This is a genomic window from Streptomyces sp. NPDC033966, from assembly GCF_055575955.1.
The window spans coordinates 183,476-209,145 of the sequence record NZ_JBVIRQ010000002.1 but is presented as its reverse complement, the minus strand read 5'-3'; the positions used below and the strand labels follow the sequence as shown (position 1 = coordinate 209,145).

The window sequence follows — 25,670 nt, the reverse complement described above, 5'->3', positions numbered from 1 at the left end:
GCCCGGCGGCCCAGGGCAGGGCAGGTGCGGGGCAGCGGTTGCCGGCGTGCTGAAAGCCGTGCTGTGAAAAAGGGGGGCGCGCCTACGCGCGTACGAAGGCTGCGGCCGTGCCGTGGAGGCGGATCGTCCACGCGGACCGGCGGAAACAGCAAAGGCAAGGAGGTGAAACCACTCCTTGCCACTCTCAAGTTATAACGCACCGGGGGGCTTGCGGCAAGGCCCCGGTCGTACCGCAGAATCACCGGCCTGAGCCGAAAACACACCGCAACACACGGGTCGCGAACGACCTCGGAACGGAGCCGCATCAGTGAACCCGCTGACCACCAGCGTGTTTGACCTTCCCGACCACCTCTCCGCCAAGGCCGCCCCGAAGCTGGTAGCCGGGGACGAGCGGCACTTCGCCGCCATCGAGGAAAGCCTGGAGCAGACGATCGCAGACGTGTCCGAGCGGCTCGACGCCGCGCGCAGGGCACCCGGCGGTATCGGCCGGGAGGCCATGGACCGGGACGCGGAGATCCACCGGCTGACCGCCCGCCTGCGCCTGCTGCGCCGTTTCGGGCTGGACCTGTGCCTCGGCCGCATCGTCCTCGCCGACGACCCCGAGCCCCTGTACGTCGGCCGGTTCGGCCTCACGGACAGCACGGGCCGCCGGCTGCTCGTCGACTGGCGCTCCCCGGCCGCCGAACCCTTCTTCGCGGCCACCCACGCCAACCCGATGGGCCTGGCGAGCCGCCGCAGGTACCGCTGGAACCGCGGCCGGATCGGCGACTACTGGGACGAGGTGTTCACCGTCGACGGGCTGGAGGGGCACGCCGCGCTCGACGACCAGTCGGCCTTCATCGCGAGCCTCGCGGGCAACCGGTCCTCCCGGATGCGGGACGTCCTCGGCACCATCCAGGCCGACCAGGACGCCATCATCCGGGCGGGATCCCGCGGCGCGCTCGTCGTCGACGGCGGGCCGGGCACCGGGAAGACCGTGGTCGCCCTGCACCGCACCGCCCACCTCCTCTACTCGGACCCCCGCCTGGGCCACCGCCGGGGCGGCGTGCTCTTCGTCGGCCCGCACCGCCCCTACCTGTCCTACGTCGCCGACGTCCTCCCCAGCCTCGGCGAGGAGGGCGTACAGACCTGCACCGTCCGGGACCTCGTCGCCGAGGGCGCCACGGCGGTGCCCGAGAGCGACCCGGAGGTGGCCCGGCTGAAGTCCTCCGCGGCCCTGGTGAAGGCGATCGAGTCGGCCGTCAGGTTCTACGAGGAGCCGCCCGCCGAGGCGATGACGGTCAGCACCCACTGGGCCGACGTCCGGCTGACCGCCGACGACTGGGCCACGGCGTTCGAGGCGGTCGAACCCGGCACCCCGCACAACGAGGCGCGCGAGCAGATCTGGGACGAACTGGTCACGATCCTGCTGGACAAGCACCACGACGAAGGCGACGGGGACGAGGACGACCTCTCGCCCGAGCTGCTGAACAGGTCGCTGCGGCAGAACCGGGAGCTGGTCACCGCCCTCGACCGCGCGTGGCCGATGCTCGAAGCGGCCGACCTCGTCGCCGACCTGTGGACGGTCCCCGCCTACCTGCGCAAGTGCGCTCCCTGGCTCGGCCGCGAGGAGGTCCGCAGGCTCCAGCGCGAGGACGCCGAGCGCTGGACGGTCAGCGACCTGCCCCTGCTGGACGCGGCCCGCCAGCGGCTCGGCGACTCCGGGGCGTCCCTGCGCAAGCGCCGGCACGAGGCCTCGGTCGCCGCCGAACGCGAGCGGATGGCCGGCGTCATCGACAGCGTGCTCGCGGCCGACGCCGACGGCGAGGGCGCGGTGACGATGCTGCGCGGCAAGGACCTGCAGGACAGCCTGATCGACGGGGCGGCGCTGCCCTCCGTCGACCGGGACCTGCTCGCGGGCCCGTTCGCGCACATCGTCGTGGACGAGGCCCAGGAACTGACCGACGCCGAATGGCAGATGCTCCTGCTGCGCTGCCCCTCCCGCAGCTTCACCATCGTCGGGGACCGGGCCCAGGCCAGGGACGGGTTCACGGAGTCCTGGCGGGAACGGCTGGAGCGGATCGGGCTGGAGCGGATCACCATGGCCTCCCTGGGCGTCAACTACCGCACCCCGCAGGAGGTCATGGCCGAAGCCGAGCCGGTCATCCGGGCCGCCCTCCCGGACGCCAACGTGCCGGCCTCCGTGCGCAGCAGCGGCATCCCCGTCGTCCACGGGGCCTCCGCCGAACGGGACGCGGTGCTCGACGCCTGGCTCTCCGCGCACGCGGAAGGGGTCGCCTGCGTCATCGGCGATCCCACGTTCCGTGCGACGCCCCGTGTCCGGTCGTTGACGCCGGCGCTGTCGAAGGGGCTGGAGTTCGACCTGGTCGTCCTCGTCGACCCGCAGGAGTTCGGTACGGGCGTGGCGGGCGCGGTCGACCGCTACGTCGCGATGACCCGGGCGACCCAGCGCCTCGTGGTCCTCACCGGAGCCGGCGGGCGGTAGTGGACTTCCGGCGGTGTCGCGGGAGCGGCCCGGTTCCGTGGGGTCGCGTCCGTGAGAAGAACGGTCATCAAGTGGCGGACGGCGGCGGCGCGGGGACGGATACGGATGCCCGTCCCGGTGCTGTCCGCCGGCCTGTCCGCCGGGGCGGTCGCCGGTGTCGGCACGGGCGTCTCCACGAGCGGGCCGCCGCCGCGGGCCTGGACGTGGGGCTGCGCGTGGAGGGCGTACCGGACGGCACCGGAACGGCCGGCGGCGGCACGCCCCCCCGCCGTCGGGCGGGCCGTCCACCGGGTCGTCCAGGAGGCCCTGACGGACGCCGCCAAGCACGCGCCCGGGCACCGCGCGACCGTCCTCGTCCGCCACACCGGGGACCGGACCGAGGCCGGCGTGACCGACGAGCCGGTGCCCGGGGTCCCGGGCCCCGGGACCACACCGTCCGGCCCCCCCGGCTCACGTGCACCGGCGCGTTCGTACCCACTGGTCCGCCGGGGGCCGGCCACACCACGGCCGCCGCTCCCGCACCGGCCGCGGCGACCGCGAGGAGCAGGCGGCGCCCCAACCCCATTGCCTGATCGAATCCATGCCCCGACCGTAGGAAGGGCGCGGCCCGCGCACCCCTGCCGAACGGCCGGCCGCACCCCCGACGGTCGTCGGGGTCGACGGGACCGCGGAAGCCGGGTCGGGAGCACCGCCGGACGGGCCGGCCGCCGGTCAGGCCGTCCCGGTCAACGCCCGCACCAGGCGCTCGACCCGGGCCCGGACCAACGACTCCGGCCCGGCCTGGCCGGTCATCAGCAGGTGGTGCAGCGTCGCCACCAGCGCCAGCGCGGCCGACTCCACGTCCACGCCGGCCCCCACCCGCCCGAGCGCCTGCTCCGCGCGCAGGTAGCCGCCGACCGCCCGCTCGATGGCGTCGAACCCCGGGGCGCCGCCCGCCCAGGCCTCCCGGACCCGCCGCGCCGCGACCGGCCGGGTCACGGCCAGTCCCACGAGGCCCGGGTCCAGGGACAGCACAGCCGACGCCACGTCCGCGAGGTTGTCCGCCACCGCGCCCGTTCCGGCCCGGGCGGGGAGCCCTTCCGAGAGGGCGGCGGCGGTCCCGAAGCGGAAGAGGACCAGCTCGGCGACGAACTCGTCCAGCCCGGCGAAGTGCGTGTGCAGCACGCCCTTGGCGCAGCCCGCCTCCTCGGTGACCGCCCGGCTCGTCAGGGCGGCGGCCCCGTCCCGGGCCAGGACCCGGTCCGCCGCCTCGAACAGCCGCTCCCGCAGGCCTTCGATGGCCACTCCTCGCGGTGACATCAACATCCTCCCGGTGTAAGGGGATTGCCAGTATGGGCGGACGCCCATACTGTTTGGGCACTCGCCCATCCTAGGCGGGCAACGCTCCCGCAGGAGGTTTTCGCGCATGCACACCACCGACAGCGCCAACACGGCCCAGGCCGAGGCGTGGAACGGCTACGAAGGCGCCCACTGGGCCGCCCACCACGACCGCTGGAACGCCGTGAACGCGGGCTTCGACCGGCCCCTGCTCGCCGCCGCCTCGATCCGGCCCGACGGGCGCGTCCTCGACATCGGCTGCGGGGCCGGCGCCACCACCCGGCTGGCGGCCCGGACGGCCCACCGCGGTCACGCCCACGGCCTCGACCTCTCCGGCCCCATGCTCGACCGGGCGCGGACGGCGGCCGCGCGGGAGGGCATCGCCAACGTCTCCTTCACCCACGGCGACGCCCAGACCCACCCGCTGCCCGAAGCCGCCTACGACGTCGCGATCAGCCGGTTCGGCATCATGTTCTTCTCCGACCCCGCAGCCGCGTTCGCCAACATCGCCTCGGCCCTCAGGCCGGGCGGCCGCGTCGCCCTCCTGTGCGCGGCCGAGCCCGAGGGCAACGAATGGCTGACCGGGCTCACCGCACTCGCGGACCTCCTGCCCGTCGGAGGCTTCGGATCGCCCGGAGGGCCGGGCATGTTCTCCCTCTCCGACCCGAACACCGCGACCGGCCTGCTGCGTACGGCGGGCCTGCGCGACGTCCGTGCCGAACACGTCCGGGCGCCGGGCACCTGGGGCCGTACCGCCCGCGAGGCCGCGGACTTCCTCCTCGACTCCGGCCCCGGCCGCCACCTGCTGAGCGCGGTCGGCCCCGACGCGCGCACCCGGGCCCGGGACCGCCTGACCGACACGTTCCGGGCGTACGAGGCCGAAGGCGCGGTCAGGCTGCGCAGCACCGGCTGGCTCCTGACCGCGACCCGCGCCGCCTGACCCGTACCGGCCACGGCGGCGGCCCCGGGCGCACGTGGATCAGTAGCCCCAGACACTGAGGTCGACGATGGCCGCGAACAGGTGCTCCCACACCTCCCCGCCGGGCGTGGCGGGGTCCACGGCGAGCGGGTCCAGGGCGGCCGCCTCCCGCAGGAAGTCCCGCTTGCCGTTCTCGCCGGGGTACGGGCTCCAGCACGCGCCCATGAACCGGTACACGGCCTCCAGCAGCCGTACGAAGGTCTCCACGTCCCGGGCGAAGGGGAACGGCCCCTCCCCGTTGCGGACCATCCACACCGCGCCCGTCTCCGGGTGGACGCACACCCGGCCGGTGTCGCCGTACCTCAGGTCGAAGGTGCCGAGCGGCAGCAGCCCGTTCTCCTCGGGCTCCACCAGGTGCGCGCCCGCCTCGGTCCACCCCAGGGTGAACGAGGCCACCCCCGCCGCCCACCACCGCGGCAGCCCCGCCGCCGCGATCACCTGGCGGCTGGGGGAGTGGAGCAGCGCCGCGGGCTGCCGCTCCGGCGCCAGGCGCAGGATCCAGTCCGCCCCGAAGGCCTCCGCCAGCCGGCCGGCGTCGAGCGGGGTCCCGGCGGGCGCGGGACCGGCGAACCAGGGCCCGCCCGTCCCCCACCCGACGGCGTCGGCGGACGGGCCGGCCACCCGGTCACCGTTGCGCTCGACGACCGCGATCCCGCGCTCCTCGGCGAACGCGAACCGGCCCCCGCCGAGCGGTACGGGCTCCTCCCAGGTCCCCGGCCGGTGGAGGACCGGCTCCTCCTCGTCGAAGAAGACGTCCTCCTCTTCGGCCACGGCGTCGTACGGCCGCTCGGTGAACTCCCCCTCGGCCGGGGCGGGGACCTGCTCCCCGGTGGCCGGGTCGAACCAGCGCTCACCCGTCCACTGCGCGTCGACCTTCAACAGGACCCGGCCGTCCGGCGCTTCGTGGACCTCGACGTCCGCGCCGCCGCTCAGGTTCGGCTGGGGCCGGTAGGCGCCGACCGGACGCCACCAGGCCCAGACGGTCCGCCACGGCATGTCCGGCGCGGCCCCGGCGACCAGGCCGGCGTACGCCTCGTGGCCCAGCACCCGCGCGCCGAAGTGCAGCCACGAAGCGAACTCGGCCCGGGACACCTCGGCCCCGTCGAGCACCGCGACCGCCTGCCCGAAGGCCTCGCGCCCCACACCACCGCCCGTGGCGGGCAGTTCCCGGAGGGCGCCGGGTCCGGCCGCCAGCAGGGCGGCGGGGGAGGCGAACAGCTTGTCAAGATCGTCAGGAGCCATGGGCCCATGCTGCCATCCCCCACCGACAACCCCACCGCCCCGTACGGATGACCCCCGACCGGACGGAAGTACGAGTTCACCCCCGCTCCGCTGCCACCCCGCGGCCACCGCCGGCACCGGATCCGCGGCAGTGGCGTCAACACCCGGACAGGCCCCGCCCCGCCCCCGCATCATGTGGCTTTCACACCGGCCGCGAACGGCCGCGGGGGGAAGGAACACGCATGAGGACCGTCCGTGGGGAGCAGGCAGGCGACGTGATGGTGTGGGTGCGCCGGGGCGGGTTCCCCGGCGAGCTCCGGGAAGGCGACGCCGACATCGCACGCCGGCTCCTCGGCACCGCCCCCGCCGGCGTACGGGCCGTGGTCATCGCGCTCGGAGGCGAGGCGTTCCGCTGGGTGGACGCCGACGGGGACGAGGACGTGCTGCTGGAGGCCGGCGGCGGGGAGGACGACGAGGACTACGAGGACTACGGGGACTACGGGGAGGAGGACGGCGCGGCCGGCCCGGCCCCGGAGGACTCGGCGGGCGGGTTCGCGCTGGGCACCGGCGACGGTGCCACCCTCCCCGGACTGCCCGTGTCCTGGGCGCTGCTGGAGTTCCGCTGCCCGCACGGGGACGCGACCGTGCTGGTCGCGCGCCACCCGGGCGTCCCGCCGGCCTGCCCCGCGCACCACGTGCCGCTGGAACTGCACGAGACCGCCGGGCGGTGAGCACCCCCGCCCAGCTCGCGACGGGTGTGACCCGGCTGACCGCCTCACGGTTCACGCTCGTCGGCTATCTGCCCACGTACGCGGCCCTGTTGTACCTCGGGGCCCTTCTCGCCGCCCGCGCGCCCGGGGGCGGCATCGAGGTGTCCCGGGTGCTGTCCCGCCCGCCGGGCCTGTCCGGCGCCGCACTCGCCGGCCTGGCCCTGGGGGCACTCCTCGTCGCCGTCCTCCTGCACCCCCTCCAGGCCCCGCTCGTGCAACTGCTGGAGGGGTACTGGCCGCGCCCGGCCCGCGCCGCCGCCCGGAGCGCGGTCAAGCTGCAGGAACGCGCCCGGAACCGCCTGGCCCGGGCGGCCGAGGTCGCCACCGCCCACCCCACCGACGCCGAACGGCAGCGGATCCTCGCGGCCGCCTGGCAGCTGGCGCGGAGCTTCCCGCCGCCCTCGGTTCCCCTCCTGCCGACCGCACTCGGCAACACCCTGCGCGCCGGAGAAGTGGCGGCGGGCGCCGCGTACGGGGCGGACGCGGTGGTGTGGTGGCCCCGGCTCTACCCCCTGCTCGGTGAGCAGCTCCGGGCCGTCGTCGACGACCGGCGCGATCAGCTGGACCTGGCGTGCCGCCTGAGCGTGACGGCGGGCGCCACCGGGCTGCTGAGCGTCCCGCTCGTCCTCGGCGGCGACGGCTGGTGGCGGGCGAGCCCGGCCGCCTTCCTCCTGGCGGCCTGGGTGGCCTACCGCGCGGCCGTGGCGGCGGCCCGCGGCTACGCCGAGGCCCTGTCGGCCGCCTTCGACCTGCACCGCTTCGACCTCCTGACCGCCCTGCACCTGCCGCTGCCCGCGGACCCCGACGCCGAGCGGGTCCTGAGCCGCCGGCTCACCCGGTTCTGGGCGCAGGGGGTACCGCTCACCGCCCTTCCGTACGAGCACGAGCGCGAGCCCGCCCCGCCGCCCGCCGTACCGGACGAGGACGGCTCACGCTGAAAGGCCCGCCATGTCCCGCTCACGCGCCCACTCCCGCCCCGACTCCGCCGCGCGCGTCCTCGCCTTCAGCCGGGACTGGGCGGGGCTCTGCCGCAGCGGCCGCATCCTCGTCAGCATCGACCGGATCATCAACGGCGATCCGCTCCCGGAGATCCTCGCGCACGAATCCGCGCACGACGTCCTGCTCAGAACCACCCAACTGGGCTGGGCCCAGCTCGCCCTGAGCCCCTCCGCCATGGACCCCTGGGAACCCGGACCGCTGCGCGACCGGTGCGCGCGGCTGCTCGCGGCCACCGTCCAGGCGTCCCGCTTCACCCACGAGGCGGTGGCGACGTTCGTGCCCGGCCTCGGCGTCGAGCCCGCCGCCATGGAGGCCTACCGGGCCCGGCACCCCCAGCCCTACCTCGACGCCGCCGAGGCCCTGGAATGGCTGCGCACCCGCGACCTGCCCCCGGAAATCAGGCAGAAACTCGCCTTCGACCTGGGCGAACTCGCCCTCGCCGTCCCCGTCCTGGAGGCGTGGCAGCCGCAGCGGCTCCACCGGCCGAAGCGCGCCGAGCAGTGGTTCCGCATCCCGCGCAACCGGCCGGACCGCCGTTTCCCCGCCCTGTGCCGCGCGCTGGAGGAGCAGCCCGACGAGGCCCTGCGCCGCGCGGCGCACGGCGGACCCGACGAGACCGCCCGCCTGCTCGCACACGTACGCCTCGACGGAGAACCCCTCGCGTACGGTCGGCTCCCCGCCGACCTCCCGACCACCGAGTGGGTGGACGGACTCGTGGAGAACGTGATCGGACCGCTCATCTCCGACACCTCGCTGCCGGAGGACGACCGGGACCGGCTCGCCGGCGTGTGGGCCGTTCCGGCGCTCAACATGCCCGGTCTGCACCCGGCCCTGCTGTCGGTCCTCCTCACCCAGACCACCTCCACGAACGGCCGGATCGACCTCGACCCCCCGACCGACGAACTCCACGGCTACCCCCTGGTCGAGGTGCTGCACAACGCGATGCCCATCCGGGTGCCCGGCGTGGAGCCCGTCGGCCGGGAACCGATGTGGCTGGACGAGGGCGACACGGCCCTGTGGTTCATCTCGCCCTGGCAGGACCAGCGGGCCTGCCACCTGTCACCGACCTGGCTCCACGAGTGGCTCGGCGAACTCGACGAGGACACGACCCTGTGCGTGCGCGACGGCGGCGACCTCGCCGGAGTGCTGCTGGGCGACCGCGGGCTCGCCGCGCGGCGGCGCGTCATCCTCCTCCAGCACCGGACCCCGCACCGCGCCCTGCTCGTCGAACTGCCGGTCCTCGGCCTCGACGAGGAACGCGGACCGGTCACGATGACCCTGGCGACCTCCGAACTCGACGGCGTGGCCTACCTGATGCTGCGGCCCGAGGGCTCCTCGCCCGTGCTCATCGTCCCGACCGCCCTCGTCACCGCCGAACGCGCCGCGCGCGCACTGCTGGAGCTGAGCGGCAAGGTCCGCTTCCGCCTGGTGACCGCCGCCGAGGACTTCTACACCTCTCCCGAAATGCTCCGGGACGTCATGCGGGTGCTGCACAACTTCGAAGCCAGGCCGTGGCCCGACAACCTGAGGCCCGATCCGCCCGCCACCCCGCGCGAGCCCGCCCGCCGCCGCGCAGAAGCGGACCTGGACCCTTTCGTGGCACGGATGGAGAAGGCGCAACGGGCGTTCGTACAGCGCCCCACGGCGGAGCGGTTCGCCGAGCTGTCGGCAGCGGCCGAGGGCGTACTGGCCGCCCCGTCGTTCCCCCGCATCTCGCTGGGATGGCGGATCAGGCTGCGCCAGGACGTGGCCGGCGCGCTCTACGGCGGCGTCGAGGAACTCCACGACAACGCCGTCCTGCGGCGGGTGGTCGAGATCCAGACGGAACTCGTCGCCCTGCTCCCCGAGGACTCGCCCGAACGGCCCGCACAGCTGCGGACCCTGACCATCCTCTCGCTGTGCCTGCGCCGCGCGACCGGCGGGGCATCGCCGGAGGAGAGGCTGCTGGAGGCGCTGCTGGTGTCCTCGGCGACGCAGGCCCGGACACGGAAGCCCTTCGGCCTGGCCGACCTCCGCCATCTCCGCCAGGCCCCCCGGTTCCGCCCGCGGACCCGTCGGACACCCCCTAGGGCCTAGGCCGTCTCTTTCGGATCTTGCCGGGGCCCGCGGCGCCTGGCACCGCACCTGGCCGCGTTGTCGGAGCGCCCGAGTACGTCCAGTACACGGGCGCCCCTCCGCCTTGCCATGCACGGCACCAGCCACCGCGGGCAAGGCCGACAAGATCAGAAAGAGACGGCCTAGGGCACCGACCGGGAGCCGAGGACGCCGGGCTCCTTCGGGATCCACGACGGCACGGCCGCGGCCGCCGCGGGATCCGCCTCGTCCATGTACACGTACCAGTCGCGGTCCTCGCCGCCCATGCCCGTGCGGACGTCGAGCTGCTTGATCTGGCCGGTCGCGTGGAAGTACAGGACGACGCTCTGCCGCTTGGAGCCCTCGTCGTAGAACTCCGCGGTGACCTTCCCCCGGGCGCCCTTGCCGAAGGCGGAGATCCAGTTCCGCGCCGTCGCCGCGGGGGCGCCGTGCGCGGCGCCCGGCGCCGCGAGGGCGGCCAGTTCCTCCGTGTCCCCGTCGGCCGTACGCCAGACGACCTCCTGCGCGGTCCGCAGCGTGCCCGCCGACGGGTACCCGACCACGGCCAGCGGCTCGTGGCTGCCGTAGTCCCCGGCGTAGCGGACGTCCTCCTCGCCCGGCAGGGCCGAACAGCCCGCCAGTACGCCGATCAGCGCCGCGGTGGCGGCGGCCCCCCGTGCGGCCGTCGCCGAAACCGTCCATCCGGCCCGACGATACGGCTCCCACCTGCTGCGTCTGTGCATCCGGCCAAAGTAGCGGAGGGCCGGCGCCGGTCCGCGGGGCAGGTACCCGAGCCGGTTCGGCCGCCGGCGGACTCCCCGGCCCCCGGCGGCACCCGGCCCCAGGGAGCGCCTTTCGGGTCCGGCCTGCCCGGCCCAGCGCGCCCCGCCCCGGTCGGCCCGGCGGGACGTGTTTCCATGGCGGACGTGCCCGGCCCGGCACTCCCCGCCCCGCCCCGCCGACGGAAGGCGCCACCATGGCCGCGATCCTTTCCCCCGGGACACGCCACCCCGCGACGATCACGTCCTCCGACGTCGGCCTGCCCGTGCTGCGCGTGGTGCTCGGCGTGATCATGGCCGTCCACGGGACCCAGAAGCTGTTCGGCTGGTTCGACGGCCCCGGCCTCAAGGGCACCGGCGTGTTCTTCGCCAAGGCCGGCTACCCGGCGGGCGAGGCCATGGCGGCGGTCGCCGGCCTGACCGAGACCCTCGGCGGTCTCGGCCTGATCCTCGGCCTGTTCACCCCGCTGGCCGCCGCGGCCGTCGTCGGCATCATGATCAACGCCATCGCCGTCAAGTGGACCCGCTCCGTGTTCGGCCCGGAGGGCGTCGAGTTCGAGTCCCTGATCGTCGCCGCGGCCGTCACCCTGGCCCTGACCGGCCCGGGCCGCCTCGCCCTGGACCGCTTCCTGCCGGTCCTGCGCGCCCCCCGTCCGGGCCACGGCCTCGCCGCCCTCGCCCTGGCCGTCGTACTCGCGGCCGTGCCGCTCCTGCTGCGGGACTGAGCCGCCGGGCATCATGGCCGGGTGACGACACGATCCGGCGCCGACCCCGGCGACGGCCCCGGCCCCGGCCCGGGCGAGCGCCCCGTCCTGCTGCCCTACGCCGATCCGGCCTTCGTCGCCGACCCGTTCCCGCTCTACCGGCACCTGCGCGAAGAGGCCCCCGTCCACCGCGCGGTCATCGCGGGCGGCCTGGACGCCTGGCTCGTCACCCGCTACGAGGACGGCCTGGAGGCCCTGTCGGACCCCCGCCTCAGCAGCGACGTACGCGACGCCACCGACGCCCGCCTGCTGCGCCAGCTGCCCGACACCGAGCGCGAGGCGATGCTCGGCAACATGCTCCGCAGCGACCCGCCCGACCACACCCGGCTGCGCCGCCTGGTCTCCAAGGCGTTCACCGCCCACCGGGTGGCGGGGATGCGGCCCCGGATCCAGGCCGTCACCGACCGGCTGCTCGACGCGGTCACCCCCGCCGGCCGCGCCGACCTCGTCGCCGACTTCGCGCTGCCGCTCCCCGTCACCGTGATCAGCGAACTGCTCGGCGTCCCGGTGGACGACCGCCACGACTTCCAGCGCTGGACCGACCGCCTGATCACCCGCGGCGCGGAGCCGCCGGACCCCGCCGTCGTCAACGAGGCGTGGCAGCACATGCGCGGCTACGTCACCGGCCTCATCCGGGACAAGCGGACGCGCCCCGGAGACGACCTGCTCAGCGACCTGGTCGCCGCCCGCGACGAGGAGCGGCGGCTGAGCGAGGACGAGCTGATCGCCATGGTCTTCCTGCTGCTGGCCGCCGGTTACATCACCACGGTCAACCTGATCGGCGGCGGCCTCGCGATGCTGCTCGCCCACCCCGCCCAGCTCGACCTGCTGCGCTCCGACCCCGGGCTGCTGCCGGGGGCGATCGAGGAGTTCCTGCGCTACGACGGCCCGGTCAGCCCCGGCATCGCCCGGTTCGCCCGCGAGGACGTCGAGATCGCCGGAGTGCGGATCCCGCGCGGATCGACCGTACTGATCGCCTCCGCCATCGCCGACCGCGACCCGGTGCGCTTCCCGGACCCCGACCGCCTGGACATCACCCGGCGGGACAACGCCCACCTGGCCTTCGGGCACGGCATCCACTACTGCCTGGGCGCACCCCTGGCCCGGCTCGAAGGAGAGATCGCCATCGGCACGGCCCTGCGCAGGCTCCCCGGCCTCGCCCTCGCCGTCCGGCCGGACGAGATCCCCTGGCGCCCCGGCGGCCTGCGCGGCCCCCTGACCCTCCCGGTGGCCTTCACCCCGGCCCGCTAGTGCGGGCACGGCACTAGAAGCGCCCGGCCCGAGAATCGCCCACCACGGGCCCCCGTACGGGCGGGCCGGCCTCAGCCGAACCAGACGACGAGGCGGACGTTCCGGTCCCCGTGGACGGCCGCCAGCGCGCGCATCGCCGCCCACACCGGTCCCCAGCCGCCGTCCGGCGGTACGAACATCCGGGGCGTGAGGACCACCGGGCGGTACTCGGCGCCGTCCAGGCGGACAACCGCGCCCGGCGGCCACTCCGGCGGCATCAGGTCCTCGCCGAGAACCTCCTCCGCCGCGTCGAGGACCTCGTCCCGCGCCCAGACCACATCGCGCAGCACGGGCCGGCCATCCGGGCCCGGCCGCCACTCGCCGAGCCAGGACCAGGCGGGAGCGTCGCACATCGGTACGTCCCAGTCGACCGCCGAGACCTCCGCCCAGGTGGCGTACGAGTGGCTGTGGTGCAGTTCCCCGCACGTCCGCGGAACCGGGTCCGACACGTCGTCGGGTACTCCCCGACGGTCGAACAGCGGGCGGTCCACACCGAGGCCCCCGCCGAAGCCGAAGAGGCACTCCCACACGTAACGCTCGCGCCCGAGCCCGAAGTCCAGCAGATCGGCCGCCATCTCCCAGCGCCCGCCGGCCCCGCGCGCCTCGATCACCCCGTCGATGTCCGCCCCCATGCCCGGAGACTCTAGTGGCTCAACCTTCCTCCGCCCGCAGGGGTCGTCCCGTGCGAACGGACCCGGCAGCACAACGGCAAGGAGACGGGACGACATGACGTCACGGAAGACCGCACGGGCCGACGCGTCGGGCCTCGCGGCGGCCGCCGTCGCCGCCACCGCCCTGGCGGCCCCCGCCCACGCCGCACCGGACCCCGCCCCCGCGAAGGCCCGGCACGCGGCGACCCAGCGCGCGACGGACGCGGACGTGGAGGCCGGCACCCCCGGTCCGGCCCACCACCCCGGCCCCGGCCCGCTGAAAAAAATCCCGGGCGGGGATGTCGAGAAGCCGCAACCGGCTCCGTCTCCTGTATGAACGCGACCGGAAGGGGTCGCACCAGCACCATGGAGGAGAACCATCATGGCCAAGTACCTGCTGCTCAAGCACTACCGCGGAGCCCCGGCAGCGGTCAACGACGTGCCCATGGACCGGTGGACGCCCGAGGAGATCTCGGCCCACATCCAGTACATGAACGACTTCGCGGCCCGCCTGGAGAAGACCGGCGAGTTCGTCGACGGCCAGGCGCTCGCCCCCGAGGGGACCTTCGTCCGCTACGACGGCGAGGGGCGCCCGCCGGTCACCGACGGCCCGTTCGCCGAGACCAAGGACCTCATCGCCGGCTGGATGGTGATCGACGTCGACAGCTACGAACGCGCCGTCGAGCTGGCCGGTGAACTGTCCGCCGCCCCCGGGGCGGGCGGCGAGCCGATCCACGAGTGGCTCGAACTGCGCCCCTTCCTGACCGAGCCGCCCACCATCACGGAGTGACCTCCCGGATGCGCGACGTGCCCGAGGTGCCCGAGGTGCCAGGAATGGACGAGGCCCTGCTCAGGAGCCTCACACCGGGCGTGCTCGCCGTCCTCGTCCGCCGCGGAGCCGACTTCGCGGCGGCCGAGGACGCCGTGCAGGACGCCCTGGTCGAGGCGGTCCGCGTCTGGCCGTCCGAACCCCCGCGCGACCCGAAGGGCTGGCTGGTCACCGTGGCCTGGCGGCGGTTCCTCGACGCGACCCGCGCCGACACCGCCCGCCGCCGGCGCGAGGACCTCGTCGACCGGCAGCCGGCACCCGGCCCGGCCCCCACCTCGGACGACACGCTCCGGCTCTACTTCCTGTGCGCCCATCCGTCGCTGACGCCGTCGTCCGCCGTCGCGCTCACGCTGCGCGCCGTCGGCGGACTCACCACCCGTCAGATCGCCCGGGCCTACCTGGTGCCCGAGGCGACGATGGCGCAGCGCATCAGCCGGGCCAAGCGCACCGTCTCGGGCGTACGGCTGGACCGGCCCGGCGACGTCGCCACCGTGCTGCGCGTCCTGTACCTGGTCTTCAACGAGGGCTACTCCGGGGACGTCGACCTGGCCGCCGAGGCCATCCGGCTCACCCGGCAGCTCGCGGCGGCGATCGACCACCCGGAGGTGGCGGGGCTGCTCGCCCTCATACTGCTCCACCACGCCCGGCGCGCCGCCCGGACCGCGCCCGACGGCAGCCTGGTGCCGCTCGCCGAACAGGACCGCGGACTCTGGGACACGGGGGCGATCGCCGAGGGCGTCGGCATCCTGCAGGCGGCCCTCGCCCGGGACCGCCTCGGCGAGTTCCAGGCGCAGGCCGCCATCGCCGCCCTCCACGCGGACGCGCGCACCGCGCCGGAGACCGACTGGCCGCAGATCGTCGAGTGGTACGACGAGCTGGTACGTCTGACCGGCAGCCCGGTCGTCCGGCTCAACCGCGCGGTGGCCGTCGGCGAGGCCGACGGACCGCGCGCGGGCCTGGCGGCGCTCGCGGCGCTGGACGACACGCTGCCCCGCCACACGGCGGTGGCGGCGTACCTCCACGAACGCGACGGCGACCTCGCGACGGCGGCCCGCCTGTACGCCGAGGCCGCCCGGAAGGCCTCCAACCTCGCCGAACGGGACCACCTGACGCGCCAGGCCGCCCGGCTCAACGCCCGGCTCGGCGCCCGGGGACGCCGCTGACCGGACCCCGGCGTCCCGCGCACGGGTGCTTTCCCGGCCCGGACCGGGAGGGACGGCGCCCGCCGGGGAACCCTCCCCGGACGGCGGCGCACCCCCGAGCGCCCGCCGCCCGGCGTCAGGAGGCTCACCGGAATCCAAGCCGGTCGGCGCCCCGCACACGGCCACGGGCGCCGAGGGCTGACGGGCCCGACCGGGCGACGGCGAAGGAGCGCACAGCTCCGGATGTGTAAGCACCACCGACCGGCTGTCCAGGCGGCCCCGGGGGTGCGAACCTGGCCACGCCGCTCGAACCGAGCGGGAACGCCCACGAGCCCCCGATCGTGTGCGCCGCCTTTCGAGGACCCGTCCCGACGACCCGTCACAGAGGGAGCCCGCCGTATGCAGCCCCGTTCACCCGATGAGCCGCGCAAACGAGTGGTGTGGGGGATAACCCTCGTACTGACCGCGGTCACCGCCCTCCTCGGGGCCGCGCCCGGGGCCGCCACGGCGGCGTCCCCCGCCGCCCCGCCCGTCCCCGTCCTGTCCTGGGGTCCCTGCGACGGCGCCGCCCCCGGGGACGCCTTCGAGTGCGCCACCGCCCGCGTACCGCTGGACTACCGCGACCCGGCCGGGCGTACGATCCCGCTCGCCGTCACCCGGCGGCTCGCGTCCGACCGTGCCCACCGCACCGGCGTCCTGCTGCTCCACCCCGGCGGACCCGGCAACTCCGGTGTGGACTTCGCCCGCAACAGCTACGAGAACCTGCCCGCCTCCCTCCGCGACGCCTTCGACGTCGTCGGCTACGACATGCGCGGCGTGGGGCGCAGCGGCCAGGTGGAGTGCTGGAACGACAAGGAGTACTCCGCCGCCGTCGACGCCGCACGCGGCGTACCCGGCCCCGGAGCCCTGCGGGAAGCGGTCCGGCAGGGCCTCGACTTCGCCACCGCCTGCCGGCAGCGCGCCGCGGACCTCGCCCCGTACATCGGCACCGGTTCCAACGCCAAGGACATCGACCTGCTCCGCCAGGCCCTCGGCGAGGAGCAGCTCACCTTCTACGGCCGCTCCTTCGGCAGCTACGTCGGCACCGTCTACGCCGCGCAGTTCCCCCGCCGCGTCCGCGCCATGGTCCTGGACGGCGCCTACGACCCCCGCACCTACGCCGACCTGCCCTACGCCTACGACGCCGCGCAGTTCACCGCCCTGGACGGGGCCGTGGGCCGGTTCCTCGACTGGTGCGCGCAGGACCCCGCCGCGTGCGGCTTCGGCGACGGCCGGCCCCGCGAGGCCTTCGAGGAGCTCAAGCGGGCACTGGACGCCGACCCGGTCGTCACCGCGAGCGGACGCCCGGCGACCGGCTACACCCTCGCCTACCGCCTGATGTTCAACATCAACTCGGGCAAGGAGATCTGGCCCTACCTGGGACAGGCCCTGCGGGCGGCCCAGGCGCGCCAGAGCTCCTTCCTGCTCAACCCGCCCTCACCCGGGTCCTTCGACTTCCTCAACGTCAACCTGGCCGTGGAGTGCGCCGACCGCGTCTACCCGAAGAGCCCCCTGCTCCTGGGCGCCCTGGTCAGCGCCGAAGCGGCCTCCGCGCCGCTGCTGGGCCCCCCGATCGGCCTCGGTCCGCCCACCTACGACCACAACCACGCGACCACCTGCGCCCAGTGGCAGACGGAGCGCCCGAGCCGTCACCAGGGCTCCTACCGGGCGGCCGGCTCCGCCCCGATCCTGGTCCTCGGCACGACGGGGGACCCCGACACCCCGTACCAGGACGCCGTGGCCCTCGCCCGGACGCTCGACAACGGCCGCCTGCTGACGTTCGACGCCGAAGGGCACACCGCGTACAACCGCAGCGCGTGCGTCAGCGCCCTGGCCACGCAGTACCTCGCCACCCTGGCGCTGCCCGCCCGGGGCACCGTCTGCGCGGACGAGGCACCCCCGGAGGCGCCGGGCCGCCGTACCGCGGGCATCGAGGTCGACGAGACGCGCGATGTGATCCCCGCCCTGCGCTGAGCACCGTCCGCCGCGCGGGCCGCGGCCGGTCACCGGCCACGGTCCCGCGCGGTTAGGCTCACCCCATGACTGTGCTCGTTTACGAAGACTTCGGCACCGGCCGCCACCGCGAGGCCTCGCTGATCAGGCACGCCCTGGGCAGTGTCCACGACGAGGAGCTCGTGGCCGGCCTCGCCGGGGGCATCGGCTTCATGTACTTCGTCTTCGAGTACGAGGGACGCCTGCCCATCCTCACCATCGTGGCCCAGGCCCACCCCGAGCCCTGGGTGCAGGTCGCGCTCGGCCGCCTCGGGGTCCCGTACGAGGCCACCCGCGCGATGAACCCCCGCTGGGGCCGGGTGCGCGCCGCGCTCGACGGGGGGCAGCCCGCGTTCTGCGTGGTCGACCGCTCCTCCCTGCCCTGGCACGCGCCCGACCCGGACGCCGAGATGACCGGCACCGACCCGTACACCGTCGTCATCGCCGGGTACGACGGCGACGACCTGCTGATCGAGGACGGCGCGCAGACCCCGTACCGGATCGGCCGCGAGGAGTTCGGCGCCGCCTGGACCGCCCACCGCAAGGGCCGCCACCAGCTGATCGTCCCCACCGGGCCGGCCGAGGGGGAACCGGACGTGGCCGGGGCGATCGCCTCCACCGTCACGCACCTCACCGGGGCGGTCCTCGGCAACGCCTTCGACGTGAACTTCGGCTTCACCGGCATGGAGAAGCTCGCCGCCGAGCTGCGCGACGCCACCACCAAGACGGGCTGGGAGCGGCGGTTCGGCAGCTCGCCCGAGGCGCTCCGGGCCGGCACCGGGCGGCTCTACGCCTCCCTGGAGGAGGAGTGGACCGCCCCGGGCGCGACCCGGCCGCTGTACGCCGACTTCCTCGACCTCGTCGGCCGCCCGGAGGCCGCCGGACTCTTCCGGGAGTCCGCCGGCCACTGGGCGGAGCTGGCCCTGCTCGCCCGGGACGCCGACCCGGAGGCGGGCGCGCCGGAGCGGCGGGCGCTGTTCGACGCGTGCGCGGAGCGCGTGGACCGCTGCGTGGAACTGGAGCGCGAAGCGGTACGGGCGCTGGAGAAGTAGGGGCCCCGCACACCCTTGACGGACGGATGGTCTGGACCAACCCTACGTGGTGGCGCGCCACTTCCGGCGCGAACGGACGAAGGGAGCACCCCCATGATCCGTCGCACCATCCGCCTGCTCGGCCTCGGCCTCGGACTCGCCGCGTGCCTCACGCAGTTACCCGCGGCGGCCGCGGCCGAGCCCCCCGGGCCGCGCGCGCCCGACACCTGCGCGGTGCGGCCGAAGCCGGCCGGCAAGGTCCTCCAGGGGTACTGGGAGAACTGGGACGGCGCCGCGAACGGCGTCCACCCGCCCCTCGGCTGGATCCCCGTCACCGACGGCCGCATCCGAGCCCACGGCTACAACGTGGTCAACGCGGCCTTCCCCGTCATCCGCTCCGACGGCACCGTCCTGTGGGAGGACGGCATGGACAGCACCGTGAAGGTGCCCACCCCCGCCGAGATGTGCCAGGCCAAACAGGACGGCCTGACCGTCCTGATGTCCATCGGCGGCGCGGCGGCCGGCATCGACCTCAACTCGGCCGCCGTCGCCGACCGCTTCGTGGCGACGATCGTCCCCATCCTCGAGAAGTACAACTTCGACGGGATCGACATCGACATCGAGACCGGCCTCGTCGGTTCAGGCAGCATCACCCGGCTCTCCCCGTCCCAGGCCAATCTGATCCGCATCATCGACGGCGTGCTCGACCGGATGCCGGCCGGATTCGGCCTGACGATGGCCCCCGAGACCGCCTACGTCACCGGCGGCAGCGTGGCGTACGGCTCGATCTGGGGCGCGTACCTGCCCGTCGTCAAGAAGTACGCCGACAACGGCCGGCTGTGGTGGCTGAACATGCAGTACTACAACGGCAGCATGTACGGCTGCTCGGGAGACTCCTACTCCGCCGGGACCGTCGCCGGGTTCACGGCGCAGACCGACTGCCTCGACCGCGGTCTCGTGGTCCAGGGCACCACGGTCAGGGTGCCCTACGACAAGCAGGTCCCCGGGCTTCCGGCCCAGCCGGGCGCCGGCGGCGGATACATGGCGCCCGGGCCGGTCGCCCAGGCCTGGAACCCCTACGGCGGCCGGCTCAAGGGGCTGATGACCTGGTCCCTCAACTGGGACGGATCCCGGAACTGGACCTTCGGAGACAACGTCAGGGCGCTCCAGGGCCGTTGACGGCGCGGCCCCTCAGGCGCCCAGCTGCTTGCGGACCAGCTCGTACGAGCGGACCCGGTCGCGGAAGTCGTAGACGGGCGTGGTCAGCATCAGCTCGTCCGCACCGGTCTCGCCGGCCAGCTCGGCGAGCCGGCGTACGACGGTCTCGGGGGTGCCGACGGCCTGCCGGCCGCGGAAGCCGGCCAGCGCCTGCCGCTCCTGTTCCGTGAAGGGGTGGGCGGCGGCCTCCTCGGGCGTGGGGAAGGGCATGTCGCTGATCCCCTTGAGCAGCCCCGCCTTGACGACGTTCATCGGGCCGCCCAGCCGCTGGGCCTCCTCCTCCGTCTCCGCGCACACCGTTTCCACGCACAGCAGCACCCGGGGCCGCGCGCACCAGCGGGAAGGGGTGAACGCGGCCCGGTAGTGCTCCAGGACCGCGCCGGTGTTCTCCGGCCGGATGTGGTGGGCGACGGCGACCGGCAGTCCCAGTTCCGCGGCGAGCGCGGCCCCGGCGGGGCTGGAGGCGAGCAGCCATGGCTCCGGCAGGGGGCCGAGCGCGACCTCCTCCACGAGGAAGGACAGGACCGCGGCCACGTCCTCCCGGTACTCGGCGTCCGTCGTGGGTCCCGCTCCGCGGCGCAGGGCGCGGGCGATGCCCTCGTCGAAGGTGCCGGGGCCGCGGCCGACGCCCAGGTCGATGCGGTCCTCGTGCAGTGCGGCCAGCGTCCCGAACTGCTCGGCCAGGGTGATGGGCGCGTGGTTGGGGGCCAGCACGCCGCCCGAACCCAGCCGGATCACCGAGGTGGACGCCGCGGCGTGCGCGGTCAGCACGACCGGCGGGAACGCCCCGATCGCGGGGGAGTGGTGGTGCTCGGCGTACCAGACCCGGTGGTAGCCCAGCCGTTCCAGCTCCTGCGCGAAGGCCGCGGTGTCCCGCAGGGTGTCCACGGCCCGGGTGCCGGTCTGGACCATCGCGACTTCGAGTGCGGAGAGGGGTATGTCGATCATGCCGCCAGCATAGGGACCGGCCGCCCCGGCGAGGTCCGCGGCAATCCCTTTTGCGCCACCGGCGGAGGTTGACGGCGGTGGTACTCCCGCAGAGCGAACAGGCCCTGCGCCCGGGTCTGCTGGTACCCGGCGACAAGATGCCGGCCGCTCGGGTGATCGAGACCGCCCTCCTGCTCGTCCTGACCGCCGCCCCTGCGCGGCGTTCCGGGCGCTGCGCGCCCGGCGCGGCTGAGGCCCTACAGCCCGGCCCCACCGGTCGCGTCGACGACGCGGCCGGTGACCCAGCGCCCGGCGTCCGAGGCGAGGAAGGCCACGACGTCCGCGATGTCCCGCGGCTGTCCGACCCGGCCGAGCGCGGCGAGGGAGGCCGCGTGCGCCTCGGCCTCCGGGTTGCCGCGCAGCCAGCCGGCGTTGACGTCGGTGTCGACGATGCCGGGGGCGACCGAGTTCACGGTGACGCCCCGGGAGCCGAGGGCCTTGGCGAGGTTCAGGGTCAGCGTGTCGAGGGCGCCCTTCGTCGCCCCGTAGGCCAGGATCTCGGGCATCGCGAGCCGGGCGGCGCCGCTGGAGACGTTGATGACCCGGCCGCCGTCGCGCAGCCGGCCCAGGGCCTCCTGCACGACGAAGAACGGGGCCCGTACGTTGACCGCGAAGACCCGGTCGAAGCCCTCCTCGGTGACCTCGCCCAGCGGGGAGGGCAGTCCGATGCCCGCGTTGTTCACGATGATGTCGACGCCGTCCAGGCCGAGTCCGTCGTACGCGGCCCAGAGCGCGGCCGCGTCCCCGTGCCGGCCGAGCTCGGCCCGCAGCGCGAAGGCCCGGCCGCCCTCCTCGGCTATCCGCTCGACGGTCTCCCGCGCGGCGGCCTCGTCGTTGGCGTAGGTCAGCACGACGGTGACCCCGTCCGCCGCCAGCCGCTCGGCGATGGCCCGGCCGATTCCCCGACTGCCGCCGGTGACGAGCGCGTTCTTGCCCATGAGGAGCCCCTTTCTGTAGTGGTCGTTACATAAAAAACGTAACACAAGATCCAGAACACCCGCAACGCCCGCGGCGAACGCCGGGATCCGGCCATGCCGATCGCGCCGGTACGCGTCCTGCGGGCGGACGGAGCCACTGTGCGGACACCCCCCAGGGCCGGCCCGGCCCCCCGCGCCGTATTTGACGTGCGCGTCCCCGGCGGAGCTGCGACAGTCAGCGTCGTGACCTTGACGACCGTGCTCCTCGACTTCGCCGTGACCGGCAGGGTCGGCCCGCTCCACTGCGGAATGCCCCTCGCCGGAGCCGAGGAGATCCTCGGCCCGGGCCGCCCGCACCCCCAGATCCGGATGAAGGGCCCGGACTTCGACGGGTACCCGTACATCTGGGGCGGGCTGGAACTCGTCGTCACCCGGCGCCACGTCAGCGGCATCTCGATACGGCTCGACCCCGGTTCGACGGTCAGGCTGCCGCCCCGCGTACTGCCGGACGCGGGCGCGTACGCGGCGACCGTCCTGCGCGAGGACTTCATCGCCGCCCTCGACACCGCCGGCTGCCGGCACCGGACCAACCCGGTCCTGACCTTCGACGAACAGTCGGCCGTCACCACCCGGCCCGCCGGGGTCCACGCGGTCTTCGGCGTCCCGCCCGCGCGCGCGGAGGTTCCGGACCGCAGCCGCTTCTACCTCGAATTCCTCGACAAGCAGACCGCGTGACCCCCGTGGAGCACACGCGGATCCTGTCCTTCGCCGCCTGGCGGGAGGGCCCCCTCCACCCGGACGGCCCGGCCGGCCGGCGCTACGTCACCCTGGCCGAGCTCCTGGTCCGGCTGGGCAGCCGAGGACTCGCCCTGACCTGGAAGGCCCGCTTCCCCGACGGCCCGCCACACCCCTCGCTCGCCGGGATGGAGACGGCCGCGGCGACAGCGGGAATCCCCACCCTCGACCTGCTGGCCATGGACGGCGCCCACCTGCAGTCGGTCGACGCGGACTTCGAAGGCCACTCGGGGGGCCAACCGGTTCTGACCCTGCGCGAGTTCGACGGCACGAGCTGGGACGTGCGCACGGCCGAGGCGTGGGTGCTGCGCGAGATCCGACGGCACTACCCCGACGCCAGGGCGCTCACCCCGGAGGAATGGGCTGCGACGGACTGACCCCACGCTACCGCGAGGGCGCGGCCGCGCCGCACCGTCCGGAGGGGCCCCCGCCGCCGCGGCGTCAGTGGCCGACCTCGACGACGATCTTTCCGATCTGCGCGCCCGACTCCATGTAGCGGTGCGCCTCGGCGATCTCGCCCAGGGGGAAGACGCGGTCCACCGCCGGCCGGAAGGCCCCGGCCTCCAGGCCGGAGGTGACGAACGCCTCCGCCCGGCGCAGCCGACCGGGGTCCCTGGTCGTCTCGTGCATCGTGTACGTGCGCATGTTCAGCGCGGGCATGCCGAGTTCGAAACCGGGATACGGAGTCGGCAGCCCGCTCACCGCCCCGTACAGGAAGAGCGTGCCCCCGGGGGCGACCGCCCTGGCCAGGTCCACCACGCCGGGTCCCGCCACGGCGTCGAAGACGAACTCCGCGCCCCGGCCGGCCGTCAGGGCGAGCACCCGGTCGGCGACGCGCTCCTCGTCGGTGACGATCACCTCCGCCGCCCCCGCCGCGAGCAGGGCCTCCCTCTTCGCACGGCTGCGCGTCGTGGCGACCGGCACCGCGCCCACCCGCCGGGCGACCTGGATCGCGGCGAGGCCGACGCTGCTGGAGGCGGCGGTGAGCACCACCGTGTCACCGGCCCGCATCCCGCCGACCTCGACCAGCGCCCCGTACGCCGTGACGAAGGGCATCCACACCGCCGCCCCCTCGACCGCGCCGAGCCCGGCCGGACGGTGCACGACCGCGGCCGCCGGGACGATGGCGCGCTCCGCGTAGACGGCGTAGTCGTTCATGGAGAACGCCGGCACCACGCTGACCGGCTGACCGGCCTCGAACCCGGTCACCCCGGCACCGGCCGCCTCGACCACCCCCGCCGCCTCGGCACCGAGCCGGGCGGGGAACTCCTTGGCCGGCTCGATGTAGTGGCCGCCGCGGAACAGCACCTCGGCCCGGTTGACGCCGATCGCGTCGACCCGGACCAGCAGCTCGCCGGGGCCGGGTTCACCGACCGGCACGTCCTCGATCCGCAGTACCTCCGGGCCGCCGTACTCGTGGAACCGCACCGTCGCGGTCATGGCACCTCCCCCTCCGATCGACGCCGGCACGCGGGCCGCACCGCCGTGGCCCCACCCAATCTGAAAGTTCGACAGCTGTCAAAGTTCGATGACGGTGGTACTTTTGCGGCGGTCGAAGGCGGGACGAGTACGGGAGGTCGGCGGACGGATGGCGGCAGCACGACGGGGCGGCAGCCGGGGGGACCGCGTCCCGGAACACCCGGACATCCACACCATCGGCCTCCAGCAGGTGCTCGAAGCCCTGGTCGACCCGGTGCGGCGAAGGATCGTCGGCGAGCTGTACCACGCCCGGCAGGACCTGGCCTGCGGCACCATCGACCTGCCGGTCGGCAAGTCCACCGCCACCCACCACTTCCACGTGCTGCGCGACGCGGGCCTGATCCGCCAGTACTACGTGGGCACCTCCCGGATGAACGCCCTGCGCCGCGAAGAGGTGGACGAGGCCTTCCCCGGCCTGCTGCGGGCGCTGATCGGCGGCCCGGAGCGGCCCTGACGGCCGAGCTCCGCTTCGTCCGGTCGGGCGCCTGCGGGGCGCGCGCCCGGCGAGCTTCGCCGGCCCGGGCGCCCGACGGGTCCAGGCTCGGACGACGTCCCGTACGGCTCGGTGGGGAGGCAGCGCATGCCCGGTCCTCGGCCCGGCCCGCCCGGGCGCGCCCCGCAGGGGTATCGGGCCTACCTGATCGCGGTGCCGGCCGGCGCCCTGGTGGGGCTGGTCGGCGGCGCGTTCCGCCGGTGCCTGGAACGCGCCGCCGAGCTGCGCGGCAGTCTGCTGGAGGCAGCCGACGGACTCGACGGCCCGGGCTGGCTGATCCCGGTGGCGCTCGCCGCGGCAGGCGCCGCGGTGGCCTGCGCGATCGCCCGGCGGGTCCCGCACGCCGCGGGCAGCGGCATCCAGCACGTGGAGGCCGTATGGCGGGAGGAGGCCGAACCGGGACCCCGCTCGCTGTGGCTGCTGCCCGCGAAGTTCCTCGGCGGCCTCATCGCCATCGGCTCCGGCCTGGTGCTCGGCCGGGAGGGCCCGATCGTGCACATGGGGGCCTCGATCGGGTCCGGCGCGGGCCGCCTCACCCGGCTGGACGCCGACGACGCCCGGCAGCTGCACACCGCGCTCGGCGGCGCCGGCCTGGCCACCGCCTTCACCGCGCCCCTCGGCGGGCTGCTGTTCGTCTGCGAGGAAGTGACCCGCACGGTCCGGCCCCGCCTGGTGCTGCTCACCCTCATCGGCACCGCTTCGGCGCTCGCCTGTTCCCGGTTCCTGGTGGGCGACGCACCCGTGTTCCCGGTCGCGCCGACGCCGGTCCCACCGGTCTGGACGCTGCCCGTCTTCCTGCTGTTCGGCGCGGTGGCCGGGGTGCTGGGCGCGGCCTACAGCGGACTGGTCGTGGGGACGCTGGCGGTGTGCGACCGGCTCACCCGGGTGCCGCTCGTGGTCCGGGCCGCGGTCATCGGGGCCCTCGTCGGCCTGCTCATGGCGTACGATCCGCTGCTGGCCGGGGGCGGCGACCCGCTGAGCGAGGGCCTGCTGGCGGGCGAGGTGCCCGCCGTGGCGGCACTGGCGGGCTGGTTCGCCGTCCGGTTCGTGGCGGGCCCGCTCAGCTACGCGGCCGCGACCCCGGGCGGGCTGTTCGCCCCGCTGCTGGCCCTGGGAGCCTTGTGGGGGGCCATCGCGCACGCGGCCACCGCGCCGCTGCTGCCGGCCGGGGCGGCCGGCCCGGGGGCGTTCGCGGCGGTCGGGATGGCCGCCCTGTTCGCGGGCGTCGTACGGGCGCCCTTCACGGGCGTCGTGCTGGTCCTGGAGATGACCGGTGCCACCTCGCTCGTCCTGCCGCTGCTGGTCGCCTGTTTCGCCGCGACACTGGCCGCGGACATGCTGGAGAGCGACCCCGTCTACGACAGCCTGCGGCGCCGGATGCTGGAGCGGCCCTGAGCCGGCGGAGGGTGACCGTCGCCGGA

General features: G+C 74.9%; 24 protein-coding genes. 17 read left to right on the top strand and 7 right to left on the bottom strand.

All coding sequences use genetic code 11. From position 1 onward, the window contains the following. Positions 1–307: 307 nt before the first annotated feature. Entirely contained in the window at positions 308–2,485 is a 2,178-nt protein-coding gene (gene helR, locus ACZ518_RS06535) for an RNA polymerase recycling motor ATPase HelR (RefSeq protein WP_469111881.1), read from the top strand. Between the two features lie 711 nt (positions 2,486–3,196). Here the strand turns inward: helR and ACZ518_RS06530 are convergent. After that, the gene (locus ACZ518_RS06530; RefSeq protein ID WP_469111880.1) at positions 3,197–3,784 is read right to left on the bottom strand and encodes a TetR family transcriptional regulator; all 588 of its coding nucleotides are present in this window, start codon (positions 3,782–3,784) and stop codon (positions 3,197–3,199) included. Between the two features lie 106 nt (positions 3,785–3,890). Between ACZ518_RS06530 and ACZ518_RS06525 the strand changes: the two genes are divergently transcribed. Then, positions 3,891–4,742: a class I SAM-dependent methyltransferase gene (locus tag ACZ518_RS06525; RefSeq protein WP_469111879.1), complete on the top strand. Its 852-nt coding sequence runs from the start codon at positions 3,891–3,893 to the stop codon at positions 4,740–4,742. A gap of 39 nt (positions 4,743–4,781) precedes the next feature. On the opposite strand, the gene ACZ518_RS06520 is transcribed toward ACZ518_RS06525, so the two are convergent. Next, positions 4,782–6,023, bottom strand: coding sequence for an SUKH-4 family immunity protein (locus ACZ518_RS06520; protein ID WP_469111878.1), 1,242 nt, complete (start codon positions 6,021–6,023; stop codon positions 4,782–4,784). 221 nt (positions 6,024–6,244) lie between these two features. On the opposite strand from ACZ518_RS06520, the gene ACZ518_RS06515 reads away from it, so the two are divergent. Genes ACZ518_RS06515 through ACZ518_RS06505 form a run of 3 tightly spaced genes read left to right on the top strand, consistent with a single transcriptional unit; the run spans position 6,245 to position 9,847 of the window. Continuing rightward, positions 6,245–6,733 (top strand): hypothetical protein, encoded by a 489-nt coding sequence (locus ACZ518_RS06515; RefSeq protein WP_469111877.1) that lies wholly within the window; start codon positions 6,245–6,247, stop codon positions 6,731–6,733. Further along, the gene (locus tag ACZ518_RS06510) at positions 6,730–7,710 is read left to right on the top strand and encodes a hypothetical protein (RefSeq protein ID WP_469111876.1); all 981 of its coding nucleotides are present in this window, start codon (positions 6,730–6,732) and stop codon (positions 7,708–7,710) included. The genes ACZ518_RS06515 and ACZ518_RS06510 overlap by 4 nt, the downstream gene beginning before the upstream one ends. Before the next feature lie 10 nt (positions 7,711–7,720). Further along, the gene (locus ACZ518_RS06505) at positions 7,721–9,847 is read left to right on the top strand and encodes a hypothetical protein (RefSeq protein WP_469111875.1); all 2,127 of its coding nucleotides are present in this window, start codon (positions 7,721–7,723) and stop codon (positions 9,845–9,847) included. A 161-nt stretch (positions 9,848–10,008) separates the two neighbouring features. On the opposite strand, the gene ACZ518_RS06500 is transcribed toward ACZ518_RS06505, so the two are convergent. Continuing rightward, on the bottom strand, positions 10,009–10,587 hold the full coding sequence (locus ACZ518_RS06500; protein WP_469111874.1) for a hypothetical protein: 579 nt from the start codon (positions 10,585–10,587) through the stop codon (positions 10,009–10,011). Positions 10,588–10,820: 233 nt separating this feature from the next. Here ACZ518_RS06500 and ACZ518_RS06495 point away from each other — a divergent pair, with 233 nt between their 5' ends. Next, positions 10,821–11,348, top strand: a complete 528-nt coding sequence (locus ACZ518_RS06495) for a DoxX family protein (protein WP_469111873.1) — start codon at positions 10,821–10,823, stop codon at positions 11,346–11,348. A 21-nt stretch (positions 11,349–11,369) separates the two neighbouring features. Then, positions 11,370–12,638, top strand: coding sequence for a cytochrome P450 family protein (locus ACZ518_RS06490; RefSeq protein WP_469111872.1), 1,269 nt, complete (start codon positions 11,370–11,372; stop codon positions 12,636–12,638). Positions 12,639–12,709: 71 nt separating this feature from the next. Here ACZ518_RS06490 and ACZ518_RS06485 read toward each other — a convergent pair whose 3' ends face one another. Further along, positions 12,710–13,309: a hypothetical protein gene (locus ACZ518_RS06485; protein WP_469111871.1), complete on the bottom strand. Its 600-nt coding sequence runs from the start codon at positions 13,307–13,309 to the stop codon at positions 12,710–12,712. Between the two features lie 94 nt (positions 13,310–13,403). Between ACZ518_RS06485 and ACZ518_RS06480 the strand changes: the two genes are divergently transcribed. The 6 genes from ACZ518_RS06480 (at position 13,404) to ACZ518_RS06455 (ending at position 19,539) form a co-directional block, all read left to right on the top strand. Next, positions 13,404–13,664 (top strand): hypothetical protein, encoded by a 261-nt coding sequence (locus tag ACZ518_RS06480; protein ID WP_469111870.1) that lies wholly within the window; start codon positions 13,404–13,406, stop codon positions 13,662–13,664. 45 nt (positions 13,665–13,709) lie between these two features. Further along, a complete protein-coding gene (locus tag ACZ518_RS06475) occupies positions 13,710–14,117 on the top strand; it encodes a YciI family protein (protein WP_362471447.1) in 408 nt (135 codons plus the stop codon). Between the two features lie 44 nt (positions 14,118–14,161). Then, positions 14,162–15,319 (top strand): RNA polymerase sigma factor, encoded by a 1,158-nt coding sequence (locus tag ACZ518_RS06470; RefSeq protein WP_469112333.1) that lies wholly within the window; start codon positions 14,162–14,164, stop codon positions 15,317–15,319. Positions 15,320–15,697: 378 nt separating this feature from the next. Continuing rightward, positions 15,698–17,311 carry an alpha/beta hydrolase gene (locus ACZ518_RS06465; protein ID WP_469111869.1) on the top strand — a complete coding sequence of 538 codons (1,614 nt, stop codon included), beginning with the start codon at positions 15,698–15,700 and terminating at the stop codon, positions 17,309–17,311. A gap of 65 nt (positions 17,312–17,376) precedes the next feature. Continuing rightward, the gene (locus ACZ518_RS06460) at positions 17,377–18,381 is read left to right on the top strand and encodes a BtrH N-terminal domain-containing protein (protein ID WP_469111868.1); all 1,005 of its coding nucleotides are present in this window, start codon (positions 17,377–17,379) and stop codon (positions 18,379–18,381) included. A gap of 93 nt (positions 18,382–18,474) precedes the next feature. After that, positions 18,475–19,539, top strand: coding sequence for a chitinase (locus ACZ518_RS06455; RefSeq protein WP_469111867.1), 1,065 nt, complete (start codon positions 18,475–18,477; stop codon positions 19,537–19,539). 12 nt (positions 19,540–19,551) lie between these two features. Here the strand turns inward: ACZ518_RS06455 and ACZ518_RS06450 are convergent, their stop codons facing one another. Both ACZ518_RS06450 and ACZ518_RS06445 read right to left on the bottom strand, forming a co-directional pair. Continuing rightward, positions 19,552–20,526, bottom strand: a complete 975-nt coding sequence (locus ACZ518_RS06450) for an LLM class flavin-dependent oxidoreductase (RefSeq protein WP_469111866.1) — start codon at positions 20,524–20,526, stop codon at positions 19,552–19,554. Positions 20,527–20,762: 236 nt separating this feature from the next. Further along, entirely contained in the window at positions 20,763–21,503 is a 741-nt protein-coding gene (locus ACZ518_RS06445) for an SDR family oxidoreductase (RefSeq protein ID WP_469111865.1), read from the bottom strand. 222 nt (positions 21,504–21,725) lie between these two features. Here ACZ518_RS06445 and ACZ518_RS06440 point away from each other — a divergent pair, with 222 nt between their 5' ends. Further along, complete coding sequence (locus ACZ518_RS06440; RefSeq protein ID WP_469111864.1) at positions 21,726–22,217, top strand: hypothetical protein; 492 nt, start codon at positions 21,726–21,728, stop codon at positions 22,215–22,217. After that, on the top strand, positions 22,214–22,654 hold the full coding sequence (locus ACZ518_RS06435) for a hypothetical protein (protein ID WP_469111863.1): 441 nt from the start codon (positions 22,214–22,216) through the stop codon (positions 22,652–22,654). The genes ACZ518_RS06440 and ACZ518_RS06435 overlap by 4 nt, the downstream gene beginning before the upstream one ends. 64 nt (positions 22,655–22,718) lie before the next feature. Here ACZ518_RS06435 and ACZ518_RS06430 read toward each other — a convergent pair whose 3' ends face one another. Further along, the gene (locus tag ACZ518_RS06430; protein ID WP_469111862.1) at positions 22,719–23,717 is read right to left on the bottom strand and encodes a zinc-dependent alcohol dehydrogenase family protein; all 999 of its coding nucleotides are present in this window, start codon (positions 23,715–23,717) and stop codon (positions 22,719–22,721) included. 148 nt (positions 23,718–23,865) lie between these two features. Between ACZ518_RS06430 and ACZ518_RS06425 the strand changes: the two genes are divergently transcribed. Together ACZ518_RS06425 and ACZ518_RS06420 are read left to right on the top strand one after the other, a co-directional pair. Then, positions 23,866–24,210, top strand: a complete 345-nt coding sequence (locus tag ACZ518_RS06425) for an ArsR/SmtB family transcription factor (protein ID WP_469111861.1) — start codon at positions 23,866–23,868, stop codon at positions 24,208–24,210. Between the two features lie 126 nt (positions 24,211–24,336). After that, positions 24,337–25,644 carry a ClC family H(+)/Cl(-) exchange transporter gene (locus ACZ518_RS06420; RefSeq protein ID WP_469111860.1) on the top strand — a complete coding sequence of 436 codons (1,308 nt, stop codon included), beginning with the start codon at positions 24,337–24,339 and terminating at the stop codon, positions 25,642–25,644. The last annotated feature ends 26 nt before the right edge of the window (positions 25,645–25,670 follow it).

Coding starts and splice junctions, on each gene's coding strand:
- ACZ518_RS06520 (WP_469111878.1), bottom strand. CDS start 6,023: ATGGCTCCTGACGATCTTGACAAGCTGTTCGCCTCCCCCGCCGCCCTG.
- ACZ518_RS06460 (WP_469111868.1), top strand. CDS start 17,377: ATGACTGTGCTCGTTTACGAAGACTTCGGCACCGGCCGCCACCGCGAG.
- ACZ518_RS06500 (WP_469111874.1), bottom strand. CDS start 10,587: ATGCACAGACGCAGCAGGTGGGAGCCGTATCGTCGGGCCGGATGGACG.
- ACZ518_RS06480 (WP_469111870.1), top strand. CDS start 13,404: ATGACGTCACGGAAGACCGCACGGGCCGACGCGTCGGGCCTCGCGGCG.
- ACZ518_RS06485 (WP_469111871.1), bottom strand. CDS start 13,309: ATGGGGGCGGACATCGACGGGGTGATCGAGGCGCGCGGGGCCGGCGGG.
- ACZ518_RS06505 (WP_469111875.1), top strand. CDS start 7,721: ATGTCCCGCTCACGCGCCCACTCCCGCCCCGACTCCGCCGCGCGCGTC.
- ACZ518_RS06455 (WP_469111867.1), top strand. CDS start 18,475: ATGATCCGTCGCACCATCCGCCTGCTCGGCCTCGGCCTCGGACTCGCC.
- ACZ518_RS06420 (WP_469111860.1), top strand. CDS start 24,337: ATGCCCGGTCCTCGGCCCGGCCCGCCCGGGCGCGCCCCGCAGGGGTAT.
- ACZ518_RS06495 (WP_469111873.1), top strand. CDS start 10,821: ATGGCCGCGATCCTTTCCCCCGGGACACGCCACCCCGCGACGATCACG.
- ACZ518_RS06475 (WP_362471447.1), top strand. CDS start 13,710: ATGGCCAAGTACCTGCTGCTCAAGCACTACCGCGGAGCCCCGGCAGCG.
- ACZ518_RS06445 (WP_469111865.1), bottom strand. CDS start 21,503: ATGGGCAAGAACGCGCTCGTCACCGGCGGCAGTCGGGGAATCGGCCGG.
- ACZ518_RS06430 (WP_469111862.1), bottom strand. CDS start 23,717: ATGACCGCGACGGTGCGGTTCCACGAGTACGGCGGCCCGGAGGTACTG.
- ACZ518_RS06515 (WP_469111877.1), top strand. CDS start 6,245: ATGAGGACCGTCCGTGGGGAGCAGGCAGGCGACGTGATGGTGTGGGTG.
- ACZ518_RS06470 (WP_469112333.1), top strand. CDS start 14,162: ATGGACGAGGCCCTGCTCAGGAGCCTCACACCGGGCGTGCTCGCCGTC.
- ACZ518_RS06465 (WP_469111869.1), top strand. CDS start 15,698: ATGCAGCCCCGTTCACCCGATGAGCCGCGCAAACGAGTGGTGTGGGGG.
- ACZ518_RS06525 (WP_469111879.1), top strand. CDS start 3,891: ATGCACACCACCGACAGCGCCAACACGGCCCAGGCCGAGGCGTGGAAC.
- ACZ518_RS06450 (WP_469111866.1), bottom strand. CDS start 20,526: ATGATCGACATACCCCTCTCCGCACTCGAAGTCGCGATGGTCCAGACC.
- ACZ518_RS06425 (WP_469111861.1), top strand. CDS start 23,866: ATGGCGGCAGCACGACGGGGCGGCAGCCGGGGGGACCGCGTCCCGGAA.
- ACZ518_RS06530 (WP_469111880.1), bottom strand. CDS start 3,784: ATGTCACCGCGAGGAGTGGCCATCGAAGGCCTGCGGGAGCGGCTGTTC.